Source organism: Turicibacter sp. H121 (assembly GCF_001543345.1).
GTDB lineage: Bacteria > Bacillota_I > Bacilli_A > MOL361 > Turicibacteraceae > Turicibacter > Turicibacter bilis.
Genome location: NZ_CP013476.1, coordinates 1130001 through 1152660, shown reverse-complemented (window position 1 = coordinate 1152660; position 22660 = coordinate 1130001). Strand labels below are relative to the sequence as shown.

The 22660-nt window shown below is 35.4% G+C and carries 16 protein-coding genes and 1 riboswitch (1 of these 17 running past the window's edge); of the genes, 15 read left to right on the top strand and 1 reads right to left on the bottom strand.

All coding sequences use genetic code 11. The features are described from left to right. The first annotated feature begins 11 nt into the window (after window positions 1-11). Window positions 12-3542, top strand: coding sequence for a transcription-repair coupling factor (mfd, locus tag AT726_RS05585; RefSeq protein WP_055242948.1), 3531 nt, complete (start codon window positions 12-14; stop codon window positions 3540-3542). A 58-nt stretch (window positions 3543-3600) separates the two neighbouring features. Then, entirely contained in the window at window positions 3601-4140 is a 540-nt protein-coding gene (locus AT726_RS05580) for a stage V sporulation T C-terminal domain-containing protein (protein WP_055242950.1), read from the top strand. Window positions 4141-4535: 395 nt separating this feature from the next. Here the strand turns inward: AT726_RS05580 and guaB are convergent, their stop codons facing one another. Continuing rightward, entirely contained in the window at window positions 4536-6011 is a 1476-nt protein-coding gene (guaB, locus tag AT726_RS05575) for an IMP dehydrogenase (protein ID WP_055242952.1), read from the bottom strand. Window positions 6012-6506: 495 nt separating this feature from the next. Then, window positions 6507-6607, top strand: a riboswitch (purine riboswitch). A gap of 246 nt (window positions 6608-6853) precedes the next feature. Between guaB and AT726_RS05570 the strand changes: the two genes are divergently transcribed. From AT726_RS05570 to AT726_RS05515, 13 genes are all read left to right on the top strand, one after another. Continuing rightward, window positions 6854-8515, top strand: a complete 1662-nt coding sequence (locus AT726_RS05570; protein WP_068759207.1) for a formate--tetrahydrofolate ligase — start codon at window positions 6854-6856, stop codon at window positions 8513-8515. Between the two features lie 256 nt (window positions 8516-8771). Further along, window positions 8772-9266 carry a 5-(carboxyamino)imidazole ribonucleotide mutase gene (gene purE, locus AT726_RS05565; protein WP_212723735.1) on the top strand — a complete coding sequence of 165 codons (495 nt, stop codon included), beginning with the start codon at window positions 8772-8774 and terminating at the stop codon, window positions 9264-9266. Then, window positions 9259-10389, top strand: coding sequence for a 5-(carboxyamino)imidazole ribonucleotide synthase (purK, locus tag AT726_RS05560; RefSeq protein ID WP_068759206.1), 1131 nt, complete (start codon window positions 9259-9261; stop codon window positions 10387-10389). Before purE ends, purK begins: the two co-directional genes overlap by 8 nt. Window positions 10390-10405: 16 nt before the next feature. Next, a complete protein-coding gene (locus tag AT726_RS05555; protein WP_055276694.1) occupies window positions 10406-14113 on the top strand; it encodes a phosphoribosylformylglycinamidine synthase in 3708 nt (1235 codons plus the stop codon). Between the two features lie 310 nt (window positions 14114-14423). Then, entirely contained in the window at window positions 14424-15134 is a 711-nt protein-coding gene (purC, locus tag AT726_RS05550; RefSeq protein ID WP_055242960.1) for a phosphoribosylaminoimidazolesuccinocarboxamide synthase, read from the top strand. A gap of 10 nt (window positions 15135-15144) precedes the next feature. Beyond that, entirely contained in the window at window positions 15145-16575 is a 1431-nt protein-coding gene (gene purF / locus AT726_RS05545) for an amidophosphoribosyltransferase (RefSeq protein ID WP_068759205.1), read from the top strand. A gap of 14 nt (window positions 16576-16589) precedes the next feature. Further along, the gene (gene purM, locus AT726_RS05540) at window positions 16590-17615 is read left to right on the top strand and encodes a phosphoribosylformylglycinamidine cyclo-ligase (protein WP_068759204.1); all 1026 of its coding nucleotides are present in this window, start codon (window positions 16590-16592) and stop codon (window positions 17613-17615) included. Then, window positions 17612-18172, top strand: a complete 561-nt coding sequence (gene purN / locus AT726_RS05535; protein WP_068759203.1) for a phosphoribosylglycinamide formyltransferase — start codon at window positions 17612-17614, stop codon at window positions 18170-18172. Before purM ends, purN begins: the two co-directional genes overlap by 4 nt. A gap of 14 nt (window positions 18173-18186) precedes the next feature. Then, window positions 18187-19719 (top strand): bifunctional phosphoribosylaminoimidazolecarboxamide formyltransferase/IMP cyclohydrolase, encoded by a 1533-nt coding sequence (gene purH / locus AT726_RS05530; protein ID WP_055242968.1) that lies wholly within the window; start codon window positions 18187-18189, stop codon window positions 19717-19719. Between the two features lie 26 nt (window positions 19720-19745). Then, the gene (gene purD / locus AT726_RS05525; protein ID WP_068759202.1) at window positions 19746-20999 is read left to right on the top strand and encodes a phosphoribosylamine--glycine ligase; all 1254 of its coding nucleotides are present in this window, start codon (window positions 19746-19748) and stop codon (window positions 20997-20999) included. A 132-nt stretch (window positions 21000-21131) separates the two neighbouring features. Next, window positions 21132-21476: a hypothetical protein gene (locus AT726_RS13160; RefSeq protein WP_237297217.1), complete on the top strand. Its 345-nt coding sequence runs from the start codon at window positions 21132-21134 to the stop codon at window positions 21474-21476. Beyond that, on the top strand, window positions 21455-22222 hold the full coding sequence (locus tag AT726_RS05520) for a pyridoxal-phosphate-dependent aminotransferase family protein (protein ID WP_237297216.1): 768 nt from the start codon (window positions 21455-21457) through the stop codon (window positions 22220-22222). Before AT726_RS13160 ends, AT726_RS05520 begins: the two co-directional genes overlap by 22 nt. A 19-nt stretch (window positions 22223-22241) precedes the next feature. Next, window positions 22242-22660, top strand: partial view of a phosphoenolpyruvate carboxykinase gene (locus AT726_RS05515; protein ID WP_237297215.1) — the 5' end (the start) only. 1090 nt of this gene lie beyond the right edge of the window; only the first 419 of its 1509 coding nucleotides appear in the window; the start codon lies at window positions 22242-22244; its stop codon lies beyond the right edge, outside the window.

The window sequence follows — 22660 nt, the reverse complement described above, 5'->3', positions numbered from 1 at the left end:
TGGGTGTTTGAATGAATGTGATGAATCAGTATATTTCAAAGTCTGAACAACTTCAAACTTTGATGAATACATTAGATAAGGATAATCAAAATGTTTTATTAAGCGGGGTTACAACTTCTTTTTATGCACCATTATTACAAATGATTTTCGAAAATAAAAAACGACCGATGATCATTATGATGCAAAATTTATATCACGCTCAGCGTTTGTATGATCAACTCATTGATTTGATGGACATGAATTCGGTCCGTCTTTTTCCTATGGATGAATTTATAACAGCTGAGATGCTTGCTTCAAGTTCTGAGTTACGTATCGAACGAATGAATACACTAGCTTCAATAATTGAAAATCAAAATAAAATCGTTGTAACACATGTTGCTGGTGCGACACGATTCTTAACACCAAAAGAGATTTTTAAACAAGCCGATATTCAATTAGAGGTTGGTGGAACTTACGAACTTGATGAACTAAAACGTAAATTAGTTGAGTTAGGTTATCAATCGGTTCGTGCTGTTGAGCATATGGGTGAATTTAGTGTTCGAGGCGGAATCTTAGATGTTTTTCCGATGACAGAAGAGAATCCAATTCGTATTGAATTCTTTGATGATGAAATTGATACAATTCGTTATTTTTCAACAGAAACTCAACGTTCGATTAATAAAGTTGAAAAGGCAGCTCTCGTTCCAACATTTGAACTTGTTTATTCAGACGAGCAAGTTGAGCGTTTTGAAAAAAATATTAAAGAACGCTTAACAAAAACGGCACCACTTGTTGAAGGGGAAACACGTGATAATTTATATGCTAGAATCTATGGTGATATAGAAAAGATTAAAAATCATCAAGATTTAGAGGTCATGCATAAATATATTTCATTATTGTATGAAAAACCAGATACATTGCTATCTTATTTCGATGATCCATTGGTAATCTATATTGATTACAATCGTATTTTAGAGAATCAAGAGCATATGAATGAAGATGCATTAGCCTGGCAAGAAGGAGCTATCGAAAACGGAAAAACAGTCGTTGATTTAAATTTATATCATCCAATTACTCAAACGAAAGTCTCTAGACAGCTATTTTTACTTGAACATACGAGTTCATTACAAGAAATCAAATTGACAGAACACGTTAAGCTAATGACTAAGAGTGTTACTGAGTTTCATGGACAACTTGAATTTTTTGCGAAAGAGTGTAAACGACTCAAAGAAAATGGGGTTACAGTCTTTGTCACAGTTTCAAGTGTCGAGGCACGTAATAACTTAGCCAATTATTTAGAAGAATCAGGAGTGACTGTTGCATTCCCAACCACAATCGATGAAATTAGAGAAGGTTCGATCCATCTTGTCTATGAGCGATTACCATTAGGTTTTGAACTGTTAGAACCGAATATTGTTGTTTATACGGATTATGAGGTTCATACAAAACGAAAAAAACAAACAGCTTATAAAAGTAATTTTAAAGAAGGTAAGAAGATTAAAGACTATAATGAACTCAAACTCGGAGACTATGTGGTTCATGTTCAACATGGAATTGGACAGTATATTGGGATTGAGACATTAGAAACAAATGGAGCTCGTAAAGATTTCTTAATGATTGCTTATCGTGGAGGCGATAAACTATATGTTCCAATCGACAAAATTGAGATGGTTCAAAAATATGTAGGATCAGAGGGTGCAAAACCCAAAATCCATAAGCTAGGAACATCGGAATGGGAGAAAACGAAGGCAAAAGTTAAGAAGACGGTTAAAGATATTGCAGATAAACTAATCAAAATTTATGCTAAACGCGAGCATTTACCTGGTTACGCATTCTCAAAAGACACGATTGAGCAACATGCGTTTGAAAATGCCTTCCCATATGTTGAAACAGATGATCAGCTAAGGGCTGTGGCTGAGATTAAAGAAGATATGGAAGCGCCACATCCAATGGATCGTTTATTAATCGGAGATGTTGGATACGGAAAGACGGAAGTAGCGATGCGCGCTGCATTTAAAGCAGTCCAGGATGGGAAGCAAGTTGCCTATTTAGCACCAACAACAATCCTTTCTAAGCAACATTATGAGTCATTTGTGGCACGTTTTAAGGATTTTGATGTAAAAATTGGATTACTTAATCGTTATGTGTCAATAAAAGAACAACAGGAATTGCTAACAAATATAAAAAGTGGTAAAATAAATATCGTTGTCGGAACGCATCGAATTTTATCAAAAGATGTAATCTTTAAAGATTTAGGACTTTTAATTATCGATGAAGAACAACGCTTCGGGGTTGAACATAAAGAGAAAATCAAAGAGTTTAAAACTGAAGTTGACGTCTTAACGCTTACTGCAACACCAATTCCAAGGACATTACAAATGTCGATGATTGGTATTCGAAGTTTATCATTGATTGAGACTCCACCAATGAATCGCTATCCGGTACAAACTTATGTACTGGAAGAACATGATGGAGTAATTCGTGATGCAATCGAACGTGAATTGGCTAGGGATGGACAAGTATTCTATTTATATAATAGAGTATCAGATATAGAGAAAAGAGCGGCAAGAATACAAAAGTTAGTGCCGGATGCAGTGGTTGAATATGCTCATGGACAAATGAGTAAAGAACAACTTGAACAAACGATGGCGGATTTCGAAGAAAAGAAATTTAATGTCTTAGTTTGTACCACTATTATTGAAACAGGGATTGATATACCAAATGCGAACACTCTGATTATCTCAGATTCGTATCGATTAGGCTTATCACAACTATATCAGCTAAGAGGTCGCGTCGGGAGAAGTGATCGTATTGCTTATGCTTACTGCATGTATCCTAGAAATAAAGTATTAACTGAAAATGCTGAAAAAAGGCTACAAACAATTAAAGAATTTACTGAACTTGGTTCAGGATTCAAGATTGCCATGCGTGACTTAGCAATACGTGGAGCTGGAGATATGTTAGGAGCACAACAATATGGATTTATAGATACAGTTGGACTGGATTTATATACCCAATTGTTAAGTGAAGCAGTAGTTCACGCAAGAGAAGGTAGCAATTTTGAAGTCGCTTCATTTGAATTACCAAAATTAGAATTTGACTTTCCGACGAAAGTTGATGCGTACATACCTGATTTTTATATCAGTGATGAATCGACAAAAATTGAAATTTATCAAAAAATTAAAAAAGTTACTAATGATGAAGAATATAAAGACGTTATCGATGAATTAATTGACCGTTTTGGTGATTTCCCTGATGATGTTAAATATTTAATTGACCTGACCTTTTTAAAGAATATAACCGAACCATATATTGAAAAAACAAAATCGACTAAAAATACGATAGAATTCATATTAAAGGAAGAAATTACACAAGATATTGATGGACAGAAATTATTTGAAGCTGTTCACAAGATCGGTTCTATGATTCGTCTGGCGTATAAGGATAATCGAATAAATATTATTTTTGATTTACCAGTTGTTAAAAGGTTACAATGGTTCGAATATGCATTAGATTTATTTAAAAATTTCGAAAGATTCAAAAAAGATGTAAAAAAGGTATAATTTATTAAAAAACATAAAAACTAATGTTAGATAATTTGAAAGTGAGGTTTTGAGAAAGATGAAAGCTACTGGAGTTGTTCGTCGTATAGATGACTTAGGTCGTGTTGTAATCCCGAAAGAAATTCGTAGAACGATGCGTATTCGCGAAGGGGATTCTTTAGAAATTTTCGTTAATCAATCAGGAGAGGTTGTATTAAAAAAATATTCTCCAATCGCTGACATTTCTGCATTTGCACAACAATACGCTGATGCAATGCAAGCATCTACTAAAAAAGGTATTTTAATTGTAGACCGTGAAGATATTATTGCAGCTTCTGGAGAAATTAAAAAACAATATTTAAACCGTCGTGTTAGCCGTCCATTAAGCGACATGATTGAAAACCGTACATCTAAAATCGCTGAAGGAAAAGAAGTTTTAGAAATTGTTGATGGTGAAACAACTGAGCGTTCATTCGTAATGATTCCAATTATCTCAAATGGAGATAGTTTAGGAGCAGTTATTTTAGTAGGAACTGAAGAAGATGAATTAGTTAATGAATTAGATATTAACAGTGCTAAAATCGCAACATCATTCTTAGGTAAATACTTAGAAGGTTAATTTGAAAACAAAAAAGATACTTATCCACAATTGAGTAAATAAGTATCTTTTTTATTTTAGCTGTGTTACAAAATCTTGTTCATAATAAATTTATTGATACCAACCGGTACTCAGTGTAAAGTTTTTTTGTGATCTGTGGATAAGGATGATAATAATTAAGTTAAGTCAATATTATATTCAAGGATATTATTTTAGAGGATAGCTAAAAATTATTTATGTTATTATCCATTCGTATGAAGGATACTATTAATTGATTTATACATACATGGCGAAATATAATTCATGGTTTTGAAGTCACCTATTCCTTATCAAATTTCATCAAATTTTATGATAAAATTTAGGTAAATTAAATTTAAACTCAAATAAAAAAGTGTAACCGAAGTTACACTTTTTTATTATTTTTGGTAGTTTGGAGCTTCTTGAGTGATTTCAACATCATGTGGATGAGATTCACGAAGACCTGCATTTGTAATACGTACAAATTTACCGTTTGTTTTTAAGTCTTCAATTGTAGCTGTTCCACAGTAACCCATTCCGGCACGTAAACCGCCACATAATTGATAGATGACATCTTCTAATTTTCCTTTGTAAGGGACGCGGGCTTCAATTCCTTCAGGAACTAATTTTTTAGCTTCTTGTTGTTTTCCTTGGAAGTAACGATCACTTGAACCACGTTTCATGGCAGCTAAAGATCCCATTCCAACGTAAGTTTTGTAACGGCGTCCATTAAATAAAATTTCTTCACCTGGAGCTTCTTCACATCCAGCGAATAAACCACCGAACATTGCGCAATCAGCCCCAGCAGCAATTGCTTTAACAAAGTCTCCACTTAATTTTAATCCACCGTCAGCAATAACTGGAACACCAACTGTTTTACAGTATTCATAGACATCATTAACCGCTGTAATTTGAGGAACACCTACACCAGCAACAACACGAGTTGTACAGATAGAACCTGGTCCGATACCAACTTTAACTGCATCAGCTCCAGCATCGATTAAATCTTTTGCTGCTTCTGGAGTAACAATGTTTCCACCGATAACTTGTAATTCTGGGAATGTTTCCTTAATCTGACGAACTGTATTAATAACACCTAAAGAGTGCCCGTGAGCTGAGTCAACTGTGATGACGTCAACACCTGCTTCAACTAAAGCAGTCACGCGAGCTAGTGTATCTGCACCAATTCCAACGGCAGCTCCACAACGTAAACGCCCTTGAGTATCTTTACAACTATTTGGATATGACATTGTTTTATCAATATCTTTGATTGTAATTAATCCGCATAATACACCTTCTTCATTGATGATAGGAAGTTTTTCAATACGGTGTTGCATTAAGATTTCTTTTGCTTCATCTAATGTGATTCCTACAGGAGCAGTGATTAACTTATCGCGTCCAGTCATAACATCACAAACTTTTACACTTTGATCAACGCGGTATTTCATATCACGGTTAGTGATAATTCCAGTTAACACACCATTTTCATCAACAACTGGGAATCCAGATACTTTATAGTGTTTGCATTTATCGTTTGCTTCAGCAATAGTGATATCTCCTGATAATGTAACAGGATCTGAAATCATACCATTTTGATATAATTTAACACGACGAACTTCTTCAGCTTGTTCCTCAATTGACATATTTTTATGAATAAATCCAACTCCACCTTGATGAGCAAGCGCAATAGCTAAGCGTGATTCAGTTACTGTGTCCATTGCAGATGAAATGATTGGAATATTTAATTCGATTCCACGTGTTAATTTTGTTTTTAAGCATACATCCTTTGGTAATACTTCACTACGTTGAGGGATTAATAAAACATCATCAAATGTTAATCCTGTAGAAACCACTTTACCGTTTAATAAGTTCATGGCGAGTCCTCCTCTAGTTATAATTATAGTTATTTTCTGTCCTTAAAGGGCATATGATTCAAGAGAGAATATGAATTAGCCCGTTTTTAGTTGTAAACATGATAGCATAACTCATAAAAGGTTGCAACACCAAAAAATACGACAATATTTAAGATTCCTCAAAAAATAAAATAAGAATGTTATATTTTAAATTCAATTTTCATAAATAAGAATATAGTTTATATTTTAAATTAAATTTATCCAAAATTTACAAATGTTGTTGATATTTGGATTTGGTTAGTTTATAATTCAATTGTAAATATTTTGAAATTAAATGGTTAATTTTGTAGGAGGACATCAAAATGAAGCGCATGGATATTCAACAAGAGAAGAAGCAATTTGCGACATTTTTATGCCTACAATTTCATATTTGTGATAAAAAAGTTAAACGTATGAGTTAAGTGTTTTTACTAGCGCATATGTTTTTTTTACAAGTTTTTTCACAAATGAAACAAGTCAAATGAAAATCACAACATTCATATATCATCGATAATAAGGTTCGAAAGTTTCTACCCCTTGCCGTAAATATAGGGACTATGAAGGTTGCACAAATAAGATCAGTTAAGTACAATGGGGTACATTAACCGTTAAAATGAGATGAAAAGTATAAAATTAGGCTCAATTTAACCAAAAAGTACTTCCATAACTTTACAGAATATTATTGGCACCTTTAGTCACTGTTCTAAAGGTGCCTTTTATTTATGCTTCAAACGTTATATCATGGTATAGTGTATCCCGAGTAATCACTCTAAACAGAATACTTAGTAGAGAATCAATGAGGATATAAAAAAGGAGCGATCTTAATGAAAAATGATTTACAAATTGCTAAAGAAATTGAATTAAAACCAATTACTGAAATTGCAGAGCAATTAAATATCTCAGACGAGATTGAGTGCTACGGTAAATATAAAGCAAAAATTGACTTAAGTGTCATGAACAGTGAAAAAGAAAATGGAAAGTTGATCTTAGTTACGGCAATTAGTCCAACTAAAGCAGGTGAAGGAAAAACAACGATGACAGTTGGGTTAGGACAAGGTTTCTACCACGTTGGAAAACAATCGGTGATTGCTTTACGCGAACCGTCACTTGGCCCAGTTATGGGACTTAAAGGTGGAGCAGCTGGTGGAGGGTACTCACAAGTTCTACCAATGGAGGATTTAAACTTACATTTCACAGGAGATATTCATGCAATCACAACAGCGAACAATGCGATCTGTGCCTTACTTGATAATCACATCTACCAAGGAAATGAATGTAACGTTGATCCAACAAAAATCGTCTTCAAACGTTGTTTAGATTTAAATGATCGTACCTTACGCGACATTACGATTGGACAAGGTTCGCATGTTAATGGAATCGAACGTAAAGATGGATTCAACATTACAGTTGCTTCTGAAATCATGGCAATTCTTTGCTTAGCAACAAGCCTTGAAGACTTAAAACAACGTATCGGAAACATTATCGTGGCATACACACCTGAGGATCAACCGGTCTTTGTTAAAGACTTAAAAATCCAAGGTGCAATCACGATGCTATTAAAAGATGCACTTAAACCAAACTTAGTTCAAACATGTGAACATACACCAGCTATCGTACATGGTGGCCCATTTGCGAATATTGCTCATGGATGTAACTCAATCATCGCAACAAAAACAGCCTTAAAACTTGGAGAATATGTGGTGACTGAAGCAGGATTTGGAGCAGATTTAGGAGCAGAGAAATTCTTAAATATTAAATGTCGTGAAGGAAAATTAAACCCTGATTGTGTTGTTATTGTTGCAACAATCCGCGCGTTAAAAATGCATGGTGGAGTTGAGTACGATAACTTAAAAGAAGAGAACGTTGAAGCATTAGCAAAAGGTGTTGAAAACTTAGCGAAACACATTGATTCAATTCAACAATTTAATTTACCTTACGTCGTGGCAATTAACCAATTCACACATGATACAGAAGCAGAACTTAATTTCTTAAAAACATGGTGTGAAGATAACAATCATCCATGTGAAATCGCAAATGTTTGGTTAAACGGTGGAGCAGGAGCAAAAGAATTAGCGAACCGCGTGATTGAATTAATTGAAAACAATAATCAAACATTCGGTCATTTATATAACCGTGAAGATAAATTAGAAGATAAAATCTTAACAATTGCTCAAAAAGTATACGGGGCGCGTGATGTTATTTATACAGAACAAGCACAAGCTCAACTTGAAACTATCAAAGAATTAGGATATGAAGACTTCTTAGTATGTATGGCAAAAACGCCAGTATCTTTAAGTGATGATCCAAAAGTATTAGGCCGTCCAACAGATTTTGATATCACTATTCGTGAAATCCGTATCTCAGCTGGAGCAGGGTTTATCGTTTGCTTAACAGGAAATGTTTTAACAATGCCAGGACTTCCAAAACAACCAGCTGCATTAAAAATGGATGTAACACCAGAAGGTGAATGTGTAGGATTATTCTAAAAACTTCGCCGTTAGTCTTTTACACAATCTAGCTTTGAGTGACAATCTATAAAGTCTCTTCATTGTACTCTGATACAAAAGTAGTATCAATGACAACGAATTTTGACTTTTACGGTGACTTGTAAAATTTAATTTTGCATAGTCGTTAGTTCCCCTTTAGGGTTACGTGTGCTTAATTGTCACCTTAGTTTTATATATTATAAGGATAGAAAAGATAAATATAGGGGAGGACACGATCGTGGAGAGAATTTATGAAATCTCAGAAAAACCATTAGTCGGAATCATCATGGGAAGTAAATCTGACTTAGAAACGATGCAAGAAACAATGGCAATTTTAGATGAGTTGCAAATCTCATATGAAGCAAATGTGGTGTCAGCACATCGGACACCAGATAAAATGTTCGAATATGCTGAACTTGCTCGTGAGCGAGGAATTAAGGTTATCGTTGCTGGAGCTGGTGGAGCCGCTCATTTACCTGGAATGGTTGCAGCAAAAACAACCCTTCCAGTCATTGGTGTTCCAGTTCAATCCAGAGCATTAAATGGAATGGATTCACTTTTGTCAATCGTTCAAATGCCAGGAGGAATTCCAGTTGCAACAGTTGCTATCGGAAAAGCAGGGGCTAAAAACGCAGGATTACTTGCCGCTTCAATGTTAAGTACATCTTACGACACTATAGCAACAAAACTTGATGAGTACCGACAAATGATGACAGATACCGTGTTAAAGGATAGTGATCTTAATGACTAATCTTATCTTACCTCCTTCAACAATCGGAATCATTGGTGGCGGTCAGCTTGGACGCATGATGGCCATATCAGCAAAGCAAATGGGATACAAAGTAGCAGTATTAGAGCCTGCTGCTTTGGGACCACTTGCACAAGTAGCAGACCTAGAAATTAATGCACCTTATGACAGTGAAGAAGCTTTAACACAATTATTAGCCGTAAGCGACGTTGTCACTTACGAATTTGAAAATATCGATAGTCATGTCGTGGAAAAATTAGCATCAGCTGGTTATATTCCACAAGGATATCGACCACTTGCAATTACACAACATCGCTACATTGAAAAAACATCAATTAATAACTGTGGTTTTAAAACAGCACCATTTGAAAAAGTAGATAACTTTAATGACTTAAAAAATGCTATTAAAAAGATTGGATATCCTAGTATCTTAAAAACAGTAAGTGGTGGGTATGACGGAAAAGGCCAATGGACATTAAAATCAGATTCTGATTTAGAAAATGTTCATTCTGTTGTAGAAAACCAAAACTGTATTTTAGAAGGATTTGTACCATTTACAAAAGAAATTTCAGTCATCGTTACTCGAGGAACAAACCATCAAGTTGAAACGTTCCCAGTTGTTGAAAACATTCATCAAAATCATATTCTTCATTTAAGTATCGTTCCTGCAAGAATTGATGCTAATTTAGCAAAAAAAGCAGAAGAAGTTGCAGCAACATTAATTGAAAAATTAGATTTTGTCGGAACATTAGCGATTGAAATGTTTGTTGTCGAAGATGACATTATCATCAACGAACTAGCACCACGACCACATAACTCAGGACATTACACCATCGATGCATGCAATGTATCACAATTTGAACAACATATTCGTGCAGTTTGTGGGTTACCGCTCATCAAGCCAACCTTAATTCAGCCAGCAATCATGGTGAATTTACTTGGTCAACATGTCGAATATACGTTAAATATGTGGACAAAACCTGAATTTTCAGATGCAAAGCTTCACCTTTATGGGAAAGAGGAGATGCGAGCCAATCGAAAAGTTGGGCATTTAACATTCATGAACGATTTTGAAACAAAGTTAGAAGAAACAGTTAATCAGTTTTTAATTAATTTTCCAAAGTAAAGGATGAGGATGAGAAATGAGTCAGTATCGTGTTTTTGTAGAAAAGAAGGAGATGTATGCCACAGAAGCGAAAAGCTTATGTCATGATTTAAATGAGAACTTACATTTATCATTAACAAATGTGCGTACGATTAACGTTTATGATGTCTTTAACGTTAACGGGCAAGAGATTGAGACAGCAAAGCAAAATGTTTTATCAGAAACAGTAACAGACATCGTTAGCATGTCGTTAGACTTAGAAGGTAAAACGTATTTTGCTGTTGAGTTTTTACCAGGTCAATATGATCAACGTGCCGACTCTGCAATTCAATGTATTCAACTTTTAACAGGAAATGACGAAGTTCGTGTTAAGAGTGGTAAAGTGATTATTTTAGATGGAATCGCATCAGAAGTAGAAATCGAAAAAATTAAACAATACTACATTAACCCGATTGAAATGCGTGAAAAAGATTTACAAGCACCACTATCTTTCGATGAAAATGTAGAAATTGAAGATGTTCCAACTTATGAAGGGTTTATCGATTATAGTGATGAATTATTAAATAATTTCTTACATGAACACGGAATGGCAATGACACTTGATGATATTAAAATGATTCAAGCCTACTTCCGCAAAGAAGAACGCCGTAATCCAACAGAAACGGAGTTAAAAGTGCTTGATACTTACTGGTCAGACCACTGTCGTCATACAACATTCGAAACATTAATTGAAAATGTGACATTTGAAAGTGGACGTTTCCATGATATTTTACAACAAACATTTGAAGAGTACTGCATGATGCGTGAGCGTGTGCATCATAATCGTAAGCCAATGACTTTAATGGACATGGCAACAATTGCAATGAAAGAACAACGCAAATTAGGATCATTAAATGATTTAGAAGTTTCAGATGAAATCAATGCGTGCAGCATCTATATCGATGTTGATGTTGATGGAGAAACTGAACCATGGTTATTAATGTTCAAAAATGAAACACATAACCATCCAACAGAAATTGAACCATTTGGTGGAGCCTCAACATGTATCGGAGGAGCTATTCGTGACCCACTATCAGGACGCTCTTATGTTTACCAAGCGATGCGTATTAGCGGTGGAGCAAATGTTTTAGAAACAGTAGAAGAAACAATGGAAGGAAAGCTTCCACAAAAAATTATTTCTAAACGTTCAGCTGATGGAAATAGTTCATATGGAAATCAAATTGGTTTACCAACAACATTCGTTCGTGAAATTTATCATGAAGGATATAAAGCAAAACATATGGAGGTTGGAGCAGTTGTCGGAGCTGTTAAAGCAAGTGACGTTCGTCGTGAAAAGCCTGAAGCAGGGGATATTATTGTTTTATTAGGTGGACGTACAGGACGTGATGGAATCGGTGGTGCAACTGGATCATCAAAAGCCCACACTGAAACATCAATTCAAACCGCTTCATCAGAAGTTCAAAAAGGAAATGCACCAACTGAGCGTAAAATCCAACGCTTATTCCGTAACGGTGAAGTGACTCGTTTAATCAAAAAATGTAACGACTTTGGAGCAGGTGGGGTTTGTGTTGCCATCGGTGAGTTAGCAGATGGATTAAATATTGACTTAAATGCTGTTCCTGTCAAGTATAGCGGATTAAATGGAACAGAACTTGCCGTATCAGAATCGCAAGAACGTATGGCGGTCTTAGTAGCTAAAGAAGATGTGAATGCATTAATTGAGTTCGCGAATAAAGAAAATTTAGAAGCAACAATCGTAGCAGAAGTGACAGATACTAACCGTTTAGTGATGAACTGGAACGGACGTGCTATCGTTAACTTATCACGTGACTTCTTAGATACAAATGGAGCACGTCAATCAACTAATATTATCGTACCAACTGATTTAGAAGATAATCCATTTGTAAGTAAAGTAGAAGGAAAATCAATTAAAGAAAAATTCTTAAATAACTTAAAACAACCAAACGTTGCCTCACAACAAGGAATGGTTGAAATGTTCGATTCGACTATCGGAGGAACAACTGTTTTAATGCCTTACGGTGGGAAATATCAATTAACTGAAACAGAAGGTTCAGTTCATAAAATTCCACTTCGTCATGGAGTGACAAACACTGTCAGTATGTTAACTTACGGATATAATCCTGAGATTACATCATGGTCACCATTCCACGGATCAGCTTATGCTGTTGTTGAATCAATGGCTAAAATCGTGGCATTAGGTGGTAAATGGCAAGGAATTCGTTTCTCATTCCAAGAATATTTCCGTCGTTTAGGTCAAGATCCTAAGAACTGGGGACAACCATTTGCAGCTTTATTAGGATCAATTTACGTTCAAAAAGGATTTGGCTTACCAGCAATTGGTGGGAAAGATAGTATGAGTGGTTCATTTGAAGATTTACACGTTCCACCAACATTAATCTCATTCGCAGTACAAGTTGAAAAAGCAAATAAAATTTTATCACCAGAATTTAAAGCCCCAGAACATTATATTTACTTAATTAAACATGAACCAACCAAAGATTTAATGCCAAATATCGAACAATTAAAAGAAAACTTTAACTTTATCTATGACATGGTTACCATTGGTCATATCAAATCTGCCTTCACAATTAAACAAGGTGGGATTGCTGAAGCGATTGCTAAAATGTCATTTGGTAATAAAATTGGAGCAAATATTAAAACAGGCTATGATTTATTTAACTTAGAATTAGGTTCAATCATTGTTGAATCAGATCGTCCATTATTATTCGATCAGGCACACTTATTAGGAAAAACAACAACTGATCCGTTAATCGTAATCAACCAAGAAGTCATTACCATTGAGGAGAGCTTAGCTGCATGGCAAGGAACATTTGAAAACTTATATCCAGTCGCATCTGCAGCTGAAGAAGAAAAAGTTCCAACAGTGAATTATGAAAATACAATCATCACAACGTCATCGTTAGGTGCAACACCCCAAGTCTTCTTACCAGTCTTCCCGGGAACAAACTGTGAGTATGATACTGCACGTGCTTTCGAACAAGCAGGAGCTAAATCAATGATTGATGTATTCTGTAACCAAAACCATCAAGATATCGAAGCGTCAATCGAACGTATGGTTAAACATATCAATGAATCACAAATTTTAATGTTATCAGGAGGATTCAGCGCCGGAGATGAGCCAGATGGATCAGGAAAATTCATTACATCAGTATTAATGAATGAACAAATCCGTGAAAGTATTGAAGGATTATTAGAGCGTGATGGATTAATTTTAGGGATTTGTAACGGATTCCAAGCCTTAATCAAATCAGGATTATTACCATATGGAAAATTTGGAATGGTGACAGAAGATTCACCAACATTAACGAAAAATGATATTAACCGTCATATGTCTAAAATTATTCGTACACGAATTGCTTCAAATAAATCACCTTGGTTATCAGGAACAAATGTTGGAGATATCCACAACGTAGCCATCTCACATGGAGAAGGGAAATTCGTTGCTAACGATGCTATGATCAAACAATTAATTGAAAATGGTCAAATTGCGACACAGTATGTTGACCTAGACGGAAAACCAACAATGAATGGAATCTATAATCCAAATGGATCAATTGCAGCCGTAGAAGGTATCACAAGTCCAGACGGACGCATTCTTGGTAAAATGGGACACTCTGAACGTATGGGTGAACAAATCTTTAAAAATGTACTAGGTGACTACGATCAATTAATCTTCCAAAGTGGAGTTAAATACTTTAAATAATATAAAAGGTTAAATTAAGCGGTTAGCTTCGCGTAAAAGTTATGAAAACTGGCAGTGACACATAGAGAGTCGTTAGATAGTTTGTAACTTTATAGCCAAGCTGCTATTTGAAACTAGATTGAGTAAAAAAACAAGTAATTAGGATGAGAGAAGAAAGGAACCTTGAGAATAAACAATCCTAACTCCTCACAGAGGTTCGGAGAGTTTATTCAACCCACAGGATAAGACAAACTAGCTCCTCGCAAAAGCTCGGAGCGTTTGTCTAAAATTCCTTTCTATATTATATAGAGATAAAATGGAGGGCATAGCCATGAATCAAGAGCGAGTAATGTTATACGAAGGAAAAGCAAAACAAATTTTTAAAACAGATGATGAAGCAAAAGTAATCATCCACTATAAAGATGATGCGACAGCGTTCAATGGGGTAAAAAAATCAAGTATTGCTAACAAAGGAATTTTAAATAACGCGATTACAACTATTATTTTCGAAATGTTACAAAAACGTGGAGTTAAAACTCACTTCATCGAAAAATTAAATGACCGTGATCAATTATGTCACAAAGTTGAAATCGTACCATTAGAAGTTATTGTCCGTAACATCATCGCAGGAAGCATGGCAAAACGCTTAGGAATCGAAGAGGGAACAATTCCAAGCAATGTGGTATACGAATTATGCTACAAAAATGATGCATATGGAGATCCGTTAATCAATGACGATCATGCCGTAGCATTAGGATTAGCAACATATGAAGAATTAGCAACAATCAAAGAAATGACATTAGAAATCAACCAAGCCTTAATTGAATTCTTCGATGCACAAGGAATCCGTTTAATCGACTTTAAAATCGAATTCGGACGTACAGAAGACGGGACAATCGTATTAGCAGATGAAATTTCACCAGATACATGTCGTTTATGGGATAAAGAAACGAATGAAAAATTAGATAAAGACCGTTTCCGTCGTGACCTTGGAAATGTAGAAGAAGCTTATATTGAAATTTTAAATCGCGTAAGTCGCTAAGGTGGGGAATATGTCAGAATTAGATTTATTTTTTGAAAATAAGATGAATGAAGAATGCGGCGTGTTCGGAGTATTTAACCACGAAAACGCAGCTGAATTAACTTATTACGGTCTTCATGCTCTTCAACATCGTGGTCAAGAAGGAGCAGGAATTGTCACAAGTGATGGAAAAATGCTTCATCAACATAAAGGAGAAGGACTTGTTCGTAACGTCTTTACTCAACAAGATATCGATCGTTTAAAAGGAATCCATTCAATTGGTCACGTTCGTTATTCAACAGCTGGTGGAGGAGGAATCATGAATGTTCAGCCCTTCTTATTCCGTTCTCAATCTGGTCCACTTGGATTATGTCATAATGGAAACTTAGTTAATGCCAATCAATTAAAAGTGTATTTAGAAAATGAAGGAAGTATCTTTCAAACAACATCAGATTCAGAAATTTTAGCTCATTTATTAAAGCGTCAACGTGGAGATATGCTGACTGCTTTAAAAGAGTCATTACTTTATATCGAAGGAGCTTTTGCCTTCTTATTATTAAAAGAAAACGAAATGTACATTGCTTTAGATAAATTTGGTTTACGTCCACTATCACTTGGACGCATTGGGGACAATGGAATCGTTGTTGCCTCTGAAACTTGTGCTTTTGATGTTATCGGGGCTGAGTATATTCGTGACGTCAAACCAGGAGAAGTTATTCGTATCGATTTAGAGGGAATAACATCAGAACGATATGCAACAACATGTGATCAAAGCATGTGTAGTATGGAGTACGTTTACTTTGCACGCCCTGACAGTGATGTCGAAGGAATTAACGTTCATCAAGCTCGTAAAAATTGTGGTCGTATTTTAGCACAAGAAGCACCGATTGAAGCCGATATCGTAGTAGGTGTTCCTGATTCAGGATTAAGCGCGGCTATTGGATATGCCGAAGAGGCAAACATCCCATTCGAAATCGGAATGGTAAAAAATAAATATATCGGTCGTACATTCATTCAACCTTCACAAGCACTTCGTGAACAAGGTGTGAAGATGAAATTATCAGCTGTTCGCTCAATTGTTAAAGACAAGCGCGTGGTCTTAATTGATGACTCAATCGTTCGTGGAACAACGTCTCGTAGAATGGTTGACATGTTGCGTGAGGCAGGAGCTAAGGAAGTCCATGTACGCATCGCTTCACCTGAAATTAAATTCCCATGTTTTTATGGAGTTGATTTCTCAACATATGATGAACTCATTGCGGCAACCCATACAACAGAGCAAATTTGTGAAGTGATTGGTGCCGATTCGCTTGCTTTCATCTCAGTTGATGGATTAACAAAAGGAGTGGGACGCAGTCCAAAACTCGGAAAAAACTGCGGACAATGCGTCGCTTGTTTTAACGGCGATTACCCAACCTATTTATATGAAGATGTAAAATGTGCAAACAAAGAAGTTAAATAAGAGGTGGAAGAGAAATGAGTAAAGCATATGAACAATCTGGGGTTAGCTTAGAAGCAGGCTACGAATCGGTTAACCGTATTAAAAAACACGTAGCAAAAACACATCGCAAAGGGGTATTCTCTGGAATTGGAGCTTTTGGAGCCATGTTTGACTTATCGTCCCTAAACTATAAACAACCCTTATTAGTTTCAGGAACAGATGGTGTTGGAACAAAACTAATGGTTGCTATTAAAGCTGATGTTCATGACACGATTGGAATTGACTGCGTAGCTATGTGTGTTAACGACATCGTTGTACAAGGGGCAGAACCATTATACTTCCTTGATTATGTAGCAGTTGGAAAAAATGAGCCTGCAAAAATTGAAGCTATTGTTAAAGGAGTGGCAGACGGATGTGAACAAGCAGGTGCTGCCTTAATAGGTGGAGAAACTGCTGAAATGCCAGATATGTATGACTTAGACCACTATGATTTAGCAGGATTTGCTGTTGGAGTTGTTGAAAAAGATCAATTAATCACAGGTGAAAAAGTAAAAGCAGGTGATGTCATCATCGGATTATTATCGAGCGGAATTCACTCAAATGGATACTCACTAGTCCGTAAAATCTTATTCAAAGATAACAACATCGATTTAAACACATACGAAGAATCATTAGGAATGACAGTTGGAGAAGCTGTATTAGCTCCAACAAAAATTTATGTTAAACCAATCTTATCTTTATTAAAAGAGGTAGACGTTCATGGAATGGCACACATTACAGGTGGAGGATTTGATGAAAATATTCCTCGTACTTTACCGGCTGGTCATGGGGTGAAAATCAATAAAGACTCATATCCAATGCCACCAATCTTTAACTATTTAAAAGAATTAGGAAAGTTAGATGAGCGTGAAATGTATAACATCTTCAACATGGGAATTGGGATGGCTATTATCGTAGCGGCAGAAGACGTGGAAAAAGCAATGAATAGTTTAACAGAAGCTGGAGAAAAACCACACGTCATCGGTGAAGTAACGAATCACGAAGGAGTTCAATTAGTATGAAAAAAATAGTTGTTTTTGCATCAGGAAGTGGAAGCAACTTTCAAACTATTGTTGATAAGTTACATCAAAAAACATGTGAAGTGGCATTACTAGTTTGTGATAAACCAGGGGCTTACTGTTTAGAACGTGCAGAAAAATTACACATTCCGACATTCGTCTTTAATCCAAAAGAGTATGAAACAAAAGCAGATTTCGAAAAAGAAATCTGTCAACGATTAAATTTGATTCAACCAAATTTAATTGTCTTAGCAGGTTATATGCGTATTATCGGGGAAACCTTACTCAATGTCTATGAAGGTAAAATTATTAACATCCATCCAGCGTTATTACCTGCTTTTCCAGGTCGTGATGGAATTGGAGATGCTTTAAATTATGGTGTAAAAGTCATGGGAGTGACTGTACACTATGTTGACGCAGGGATTGATACAGGAAATATTATCGATCAAGCATGCTTTAAACGAACAGGAAATGAAACAAGAGAAGAAGTTGAAACGCGTATTCACGCATTAGAACATGAGTTGTATCCGCAAGTTATTACGCAACTTTTACAAGCTTAGGAGGAGTACGAGAGATGAAACGTGCATTAGTTAGTGTATCAGACAAGACAAATTTAGTATCATTCGTTCAAAACTTAGTCGAATTAGGATATGAAATTATCTCAACTGGGGGAACAAAGAAAACATTAGAAGAAGCAGGTATGAACGTCATTGCTATTGATGAAGTGACAGGATTTCCAGAAATCTTAGAAGGACGCGTTAAAACGTTACACCCAATGGTACACGGTGGATTATTAGCTAAACGTGACGATGCTCATCATCAAGAACAAGTCACACAAAACAACATCGAATACATCGACTTAGTTTGTGTTAATTTATATCCATTTGCTAAAACCATTCAAAACCCTGAAGCCACTCACGAAGATAAAATCGAAAATATCGATATCGGTGGACCATCAATGTTACGTTCAGCAGCGAAAAACTTTAATGATGTCACAGTAGTTGTCGATGCAAATGATTACGATTTAATCATTTCTGAAATTCGTGAGCAAGGCAATACAACTCTAAAAACACGTCAAATGTTAGCTGGAAAAGTTTTTAATCATACAGCAGCATACGATGCGATGATCGCTAACTATTTTAATGAAATTAACGAAGTAGAAGTTCCAGAAAAACTAACAGTCACTTATGACTTAAAGCAAACGTTACGTTACGGAGAAAACCCACACCAAAAAGCAGCATTTTATCAAACATTACAACAACCATCATATAGTGTTGTATCGAGTGAGCAATTACATGGGAAAGAATTATCTTACAATAACATCTCAGATGCAAACGCAGCTTTAGAAATTTTACAAGAGTTTGAAGGAGCTGCAGCCGTTGCGGTTAAACATATGAATCCATGTGGAGTAGGACTTGGAACAACAATTGAAGAAGCTTATGCAAAAGCTTATGAAGCCGATCCAACATCAATCTTCGGTGGAATTGTTGCCTTAAACCGTGAAGTATCGAAGCCATTAGCTGAAGAATTACATAAAATCTTTTTAGAAATCGTCATTGCACCAAGCTTCACAGAAGAAGCGTTAGAAGTTTTAAAACAAAAGAAGAACATTCGCTTATTAACAACAGATATGAGTCAACGTCTACAACCAGGACAAAAATTAGTTTCAGTTAAAGGTGGATTATTAGTTCAAGAGTTAGACACAGTTCAAGTGAAAAAAGAAGATTTAGAATGTGTCACTGAAGTTAAACCAACGGAAGAAGACTTAGAACAATTATTATTCGGATTCCAAGTTTGTAAACATGTTAAATCAAATGCCATTACATTAGTTAAAAATGATATGACAATCGGAGTTGGAGCTGGACAAATGAATCGTGTTGGATCAGCTAAAATTGCATTAGAACAAGCTGGAGCATTAGCACAAGGGGCTTACCTAGCGTCAGATGCCTTCTTCCCAATGTCAGATACAGTCGAATTAGCTGCAAAATATGGAATCAAAGCGATTATTCAACCTGGTGGATCAATTAAAGACCAAGACTCAATTGATGCATGTAATAAACATGGAATCGCAATGGTCTTCACAAAAGTTCGTCATTTTAAACATTAATTGAAGCGGGAATAGAGGAGAAAGAAATGAAAGTTTTAGTTATTGGACGCGGTGGACGCGAACATGCAGTCGTTAAAAAATTAGCTTGTGATTCAAAAGTAACAGAAATTTTTTGTGCGCCAGGAAATGACGGAATGATTGAAGCAACATTAGTTCCTATTGAAGAGACTGATGTAAATGCATTAGCTAACTTTGCAAAGAAAAATCAAATTGATTTAACCATCGTAGGACCAGAAATGACATTAATGGCTGGGGTTGTTAATAAATTCAAGGAATTAGATTTACCCGTATTTGGTCCAACAAAAGAAGCCGCTTTAATCGAAGGTAGTAAATCATTCGCTAAATATATGATGTCGAAATATAACATTCCTACGGCTGCTTATGGCGAGTTTACTCAAGTAGAAGAAGCATTAGCATACTTAGAAACTCAATCGATGCCAATCGTAATCAAAGCAGATGGTTTAGCAGCCGGAAAAGGTGTTGTTATTTGTCAAACATTAGAAGAAGCTAACCAAACAGTAAAAGAAATGCTTTTAGACCGTAAGTTTGAAGATGCTTCTTCAAAAGTAGTCATTGAAGAATTTTTAGATGGTGAAGAATTCTCATTAATGGCCTTTGTATCAAATGATATTTATAAAGCCATGCCAATTGCACGTGATTATAAACGAGCATATGATAATGATAAAGGTCTCAATACAGGTGGAATGGGAAATCATAGTCCACACCCATTAATCTTAGATACTGATTATGAAGAAGCTATTCAAACTGTTATTGAGCCGATGACCAAAGCAATGATTGAAGAAGGAATCCCATTTACAGGAATCTTATATGCTGGACTCATGAAAACAGCAAATGGAATTAAAGTGATTGAATTCAATGCACGTTTTGGAGATCCTGAAACAGAGGTATTACTACCTCGTCTTGAAACAGAATTAACAGATATTATATTCTCTTTACTTGATGGAAAAGATATCGAATGTGTTTGGTCGGATCAAGCCACAGTAGGAGTTGTATTAGCAGCAAAAGGATATCCAAGTTCATATGTCAAAGGAACTGTGATTGAAGGACTTGAAAACTTAGTAGATGTCGATGTCTGTCATATGGGAACAAAACTAGTAGATGGAAAGATTACATTAAATGGTGGACGTGTTCTGTTTGTGGTTGGAAGTGGAAACACATTAGAAGAGGCACGCCAAAAAGTTTATAAAGAAATTCAAAAAATTAATTGTGATGATCTATTCTATCGAACTGACATCGCAAAAAAAGCAACAAGTTGCTAAACATAGCATAAAGGGAGATGAGTAGCAATCTCCCTTTATATATTAAAAAAAACATTAGCAGATAATGACAAATTAAGGAAAAAGACGTATTTTATATATATACTGTTATTTATAAAGAAGTGGGTGACACAAATGAGTAAGATTTTATTTACACCTGGTCCTACGAATGTGCCTGAAGAAATTAGACAAGTATTAGGACAAGACTTAATTCATCATCGAATGGCAGATTATCATCAACTATTAAAAGAAATTAATGAAGATTTAAAAGTTGTCTTTGATACTAACAATGATGTTTTGATCCTAACATCATCTGGGACAGGATCGATGGAATCAACAATCGTCAACTTGTTCTCGACAAATGATGAAGTCTTAGTCATTAATACAGGATGGTTTGGGGAAAGATTTATTGAAATCTGTCAAGTTTATGGATTACAAGTTCATGAATTACGTTATGAGTGGAGAAAACTTATAATGTAGTAGATGTTCAGGAGATGTTAGAAAAACATCCAGCAATCAAAGGAATCTTTGTTACCTATCATGAAACTGCAACAGGTGTTGTGAATAATCTTGAACAATTAGGAAATTTAACAAAAAATACAGATCGTCTTTTAATTGCGGACTGTATTAGTGGAATGATCGTTCAACAGTTTCATTTAGATGAATGGGGAGTTGACTGTGCAGTCGCTAGTAGCCAAAAAGGATTTTTACTTCCTCCCGGACTTAGCTTTGTTGCTTTAAGTAATAAGGCAAAAGAAGCAGTAGAACATTCAAACATTCCAAAATATTATTGGGACTATCGTAAGTATTTGAATTATTTTTACAACAAAGCCGAGCAACCATTTACACCAGCTATTTCAATCGTTGTAGCATTAAAAGCCGCATTGCGTCAACTATTAGCAAAAGGATTACCTCAAATTATCGAGGACAAACAATCCATTCGTAAATATGCTGAAGATAAATTTAAAGAGTTAGGATTTACTTTATTTATTGAAGATGAATCCATTCGAGGAAATGTATTAGTGCCTGTTATCGTTCCAAAAGATATAGATGGAAGCAAGTTAACAGCACTAATTGATGAACGATATGACTTCACCGTTGCGGGAGGAATGGGAATTTACGCTGGAAGAATGCTACGCGTTGGAATTATCGGAGAAATCACAGAAAGGGAGATTGACTTACTAATTGAATACATTAAGGAAGTTCTTCCTGAATGTAAAAAGTAAGAAGAAAGGGGACAACGTAATGAAGCCACAATTTGAATTAGAACGTAATACCGCAGTTATCAACTTTTCTGCACACTATTGTAATACAGAAGATGAGTTATTAAATAGCCAAGGGTTCGAACGAGTTTTAACAAGATTCTTAAAAAAATTAAAAAAGAAAGAATCACCAGTATATGAGCAATTATCTTACGTATGCGGGGAAGGACAAATTGCAAGCGAATTAACTTCGTTATTTAAGTTATTATTAGTTTTAGAAATTGACGAAATCATGCAGATGAACCGTTCGTTCATCGTTTTATTACAACATAAAGACACATTAATTGAATTTATTGAAGCACTTTATGATTATTGGCGTCAATTAGAACGTTACAGTATTATCTATAACAGTGCAGAAGGAACAGGTATTCAGAAAATCAAATTTATTGAAGCAAATAATTC

Excerpts from the sequence above, each read along its gene's own strand:
- AT726_RS05570 (WP_068759207.1), top strand. The coding sequence starts at position 6,854 with ATGAAAAATGATTTACAAATTGCTAAAGAAATTGAATTAAAACCAATT.
- purH (WP_055242968.1), top strand. The coding sequence starts at position 18,187 with ATGAAACGTGCATTAGTTAGTGTATCAGACAAGACAAATTTAGTATCA.
- purD (WP_068759202.1), top strand. The coding sequence starts at position 19,746 with ATGAAAGTTTTAGTTATTGGACGCGGTGGACGCGAACATGCAGTCGTT.
- AT726_RS05580 (WP_055242950.1), top strand. The coding sequence starts at position 3,601 with ATGAAAGCTACTGGAGTTGTTCGTCGTATAGATGACTTAGGTCGTGTT.
- mfd (WP_055242948.1), top strand. The coding sequence starts at position 12 with ATGAATGTGATGAATCAGTATATTTCAAAGTCTGAACAACTTCAAACT.
- AT726_RS05555 (WP_055276694.1), top strand. The coding sequence starts at position 10,406 with ATGAGTCAGTATCGTGTTTTTGTAGAAAAGAAGGAGATGTATGCCACA.
- purF (WP_068759205.1), top strand. The coding sequence starts at position 15,145 with ATGTCAGAATTAGATTTATTTTTTGAAAATAAGATGAATGAAGAATGC.
- purC (WP_055242960.1), top strand. The coding sequence starts at position 14,424 with ATGAATCAAGAGCGAGTAATGTTATACGAAGGAAAAGCAAAACAAATT.
- purK (WP_068759206.1), top strand. The coding sequence starts at position 9,259 with ATGACTAATCTTATCTTACCTCCTTCAACAATCGGAATCATTGGTGGC.
- AT726_RS13160 (WP_237297217.1), top strand. The coding sequence starts at position 21,132 with ATGAGTAAGATTTTATTTACACCTGGTCCTACGAATGTGCCTGAAGAA.
- guaB (WP_055242952.1), bottom strand. The coding sequence starts at position 6,011 with ATGAACTTATTAAACGGTAAAGTGGTTTCTACAGGATTAACATTTGAT.
- purN (WP_068759203.1), top strand. The coding sequence starts at position 17,612 with ATGAAAAAAATAGTTGTTTTTGCATCAGGAAGTGGAAGCAACTTTCAA.
- purM (WP_068759204.1), top strand. The coding sequence starts at position 16,590 with ATGAGTAAAGCATATGAACAATCTGGGGTTAGCTTAGAAGCAGGCTAC.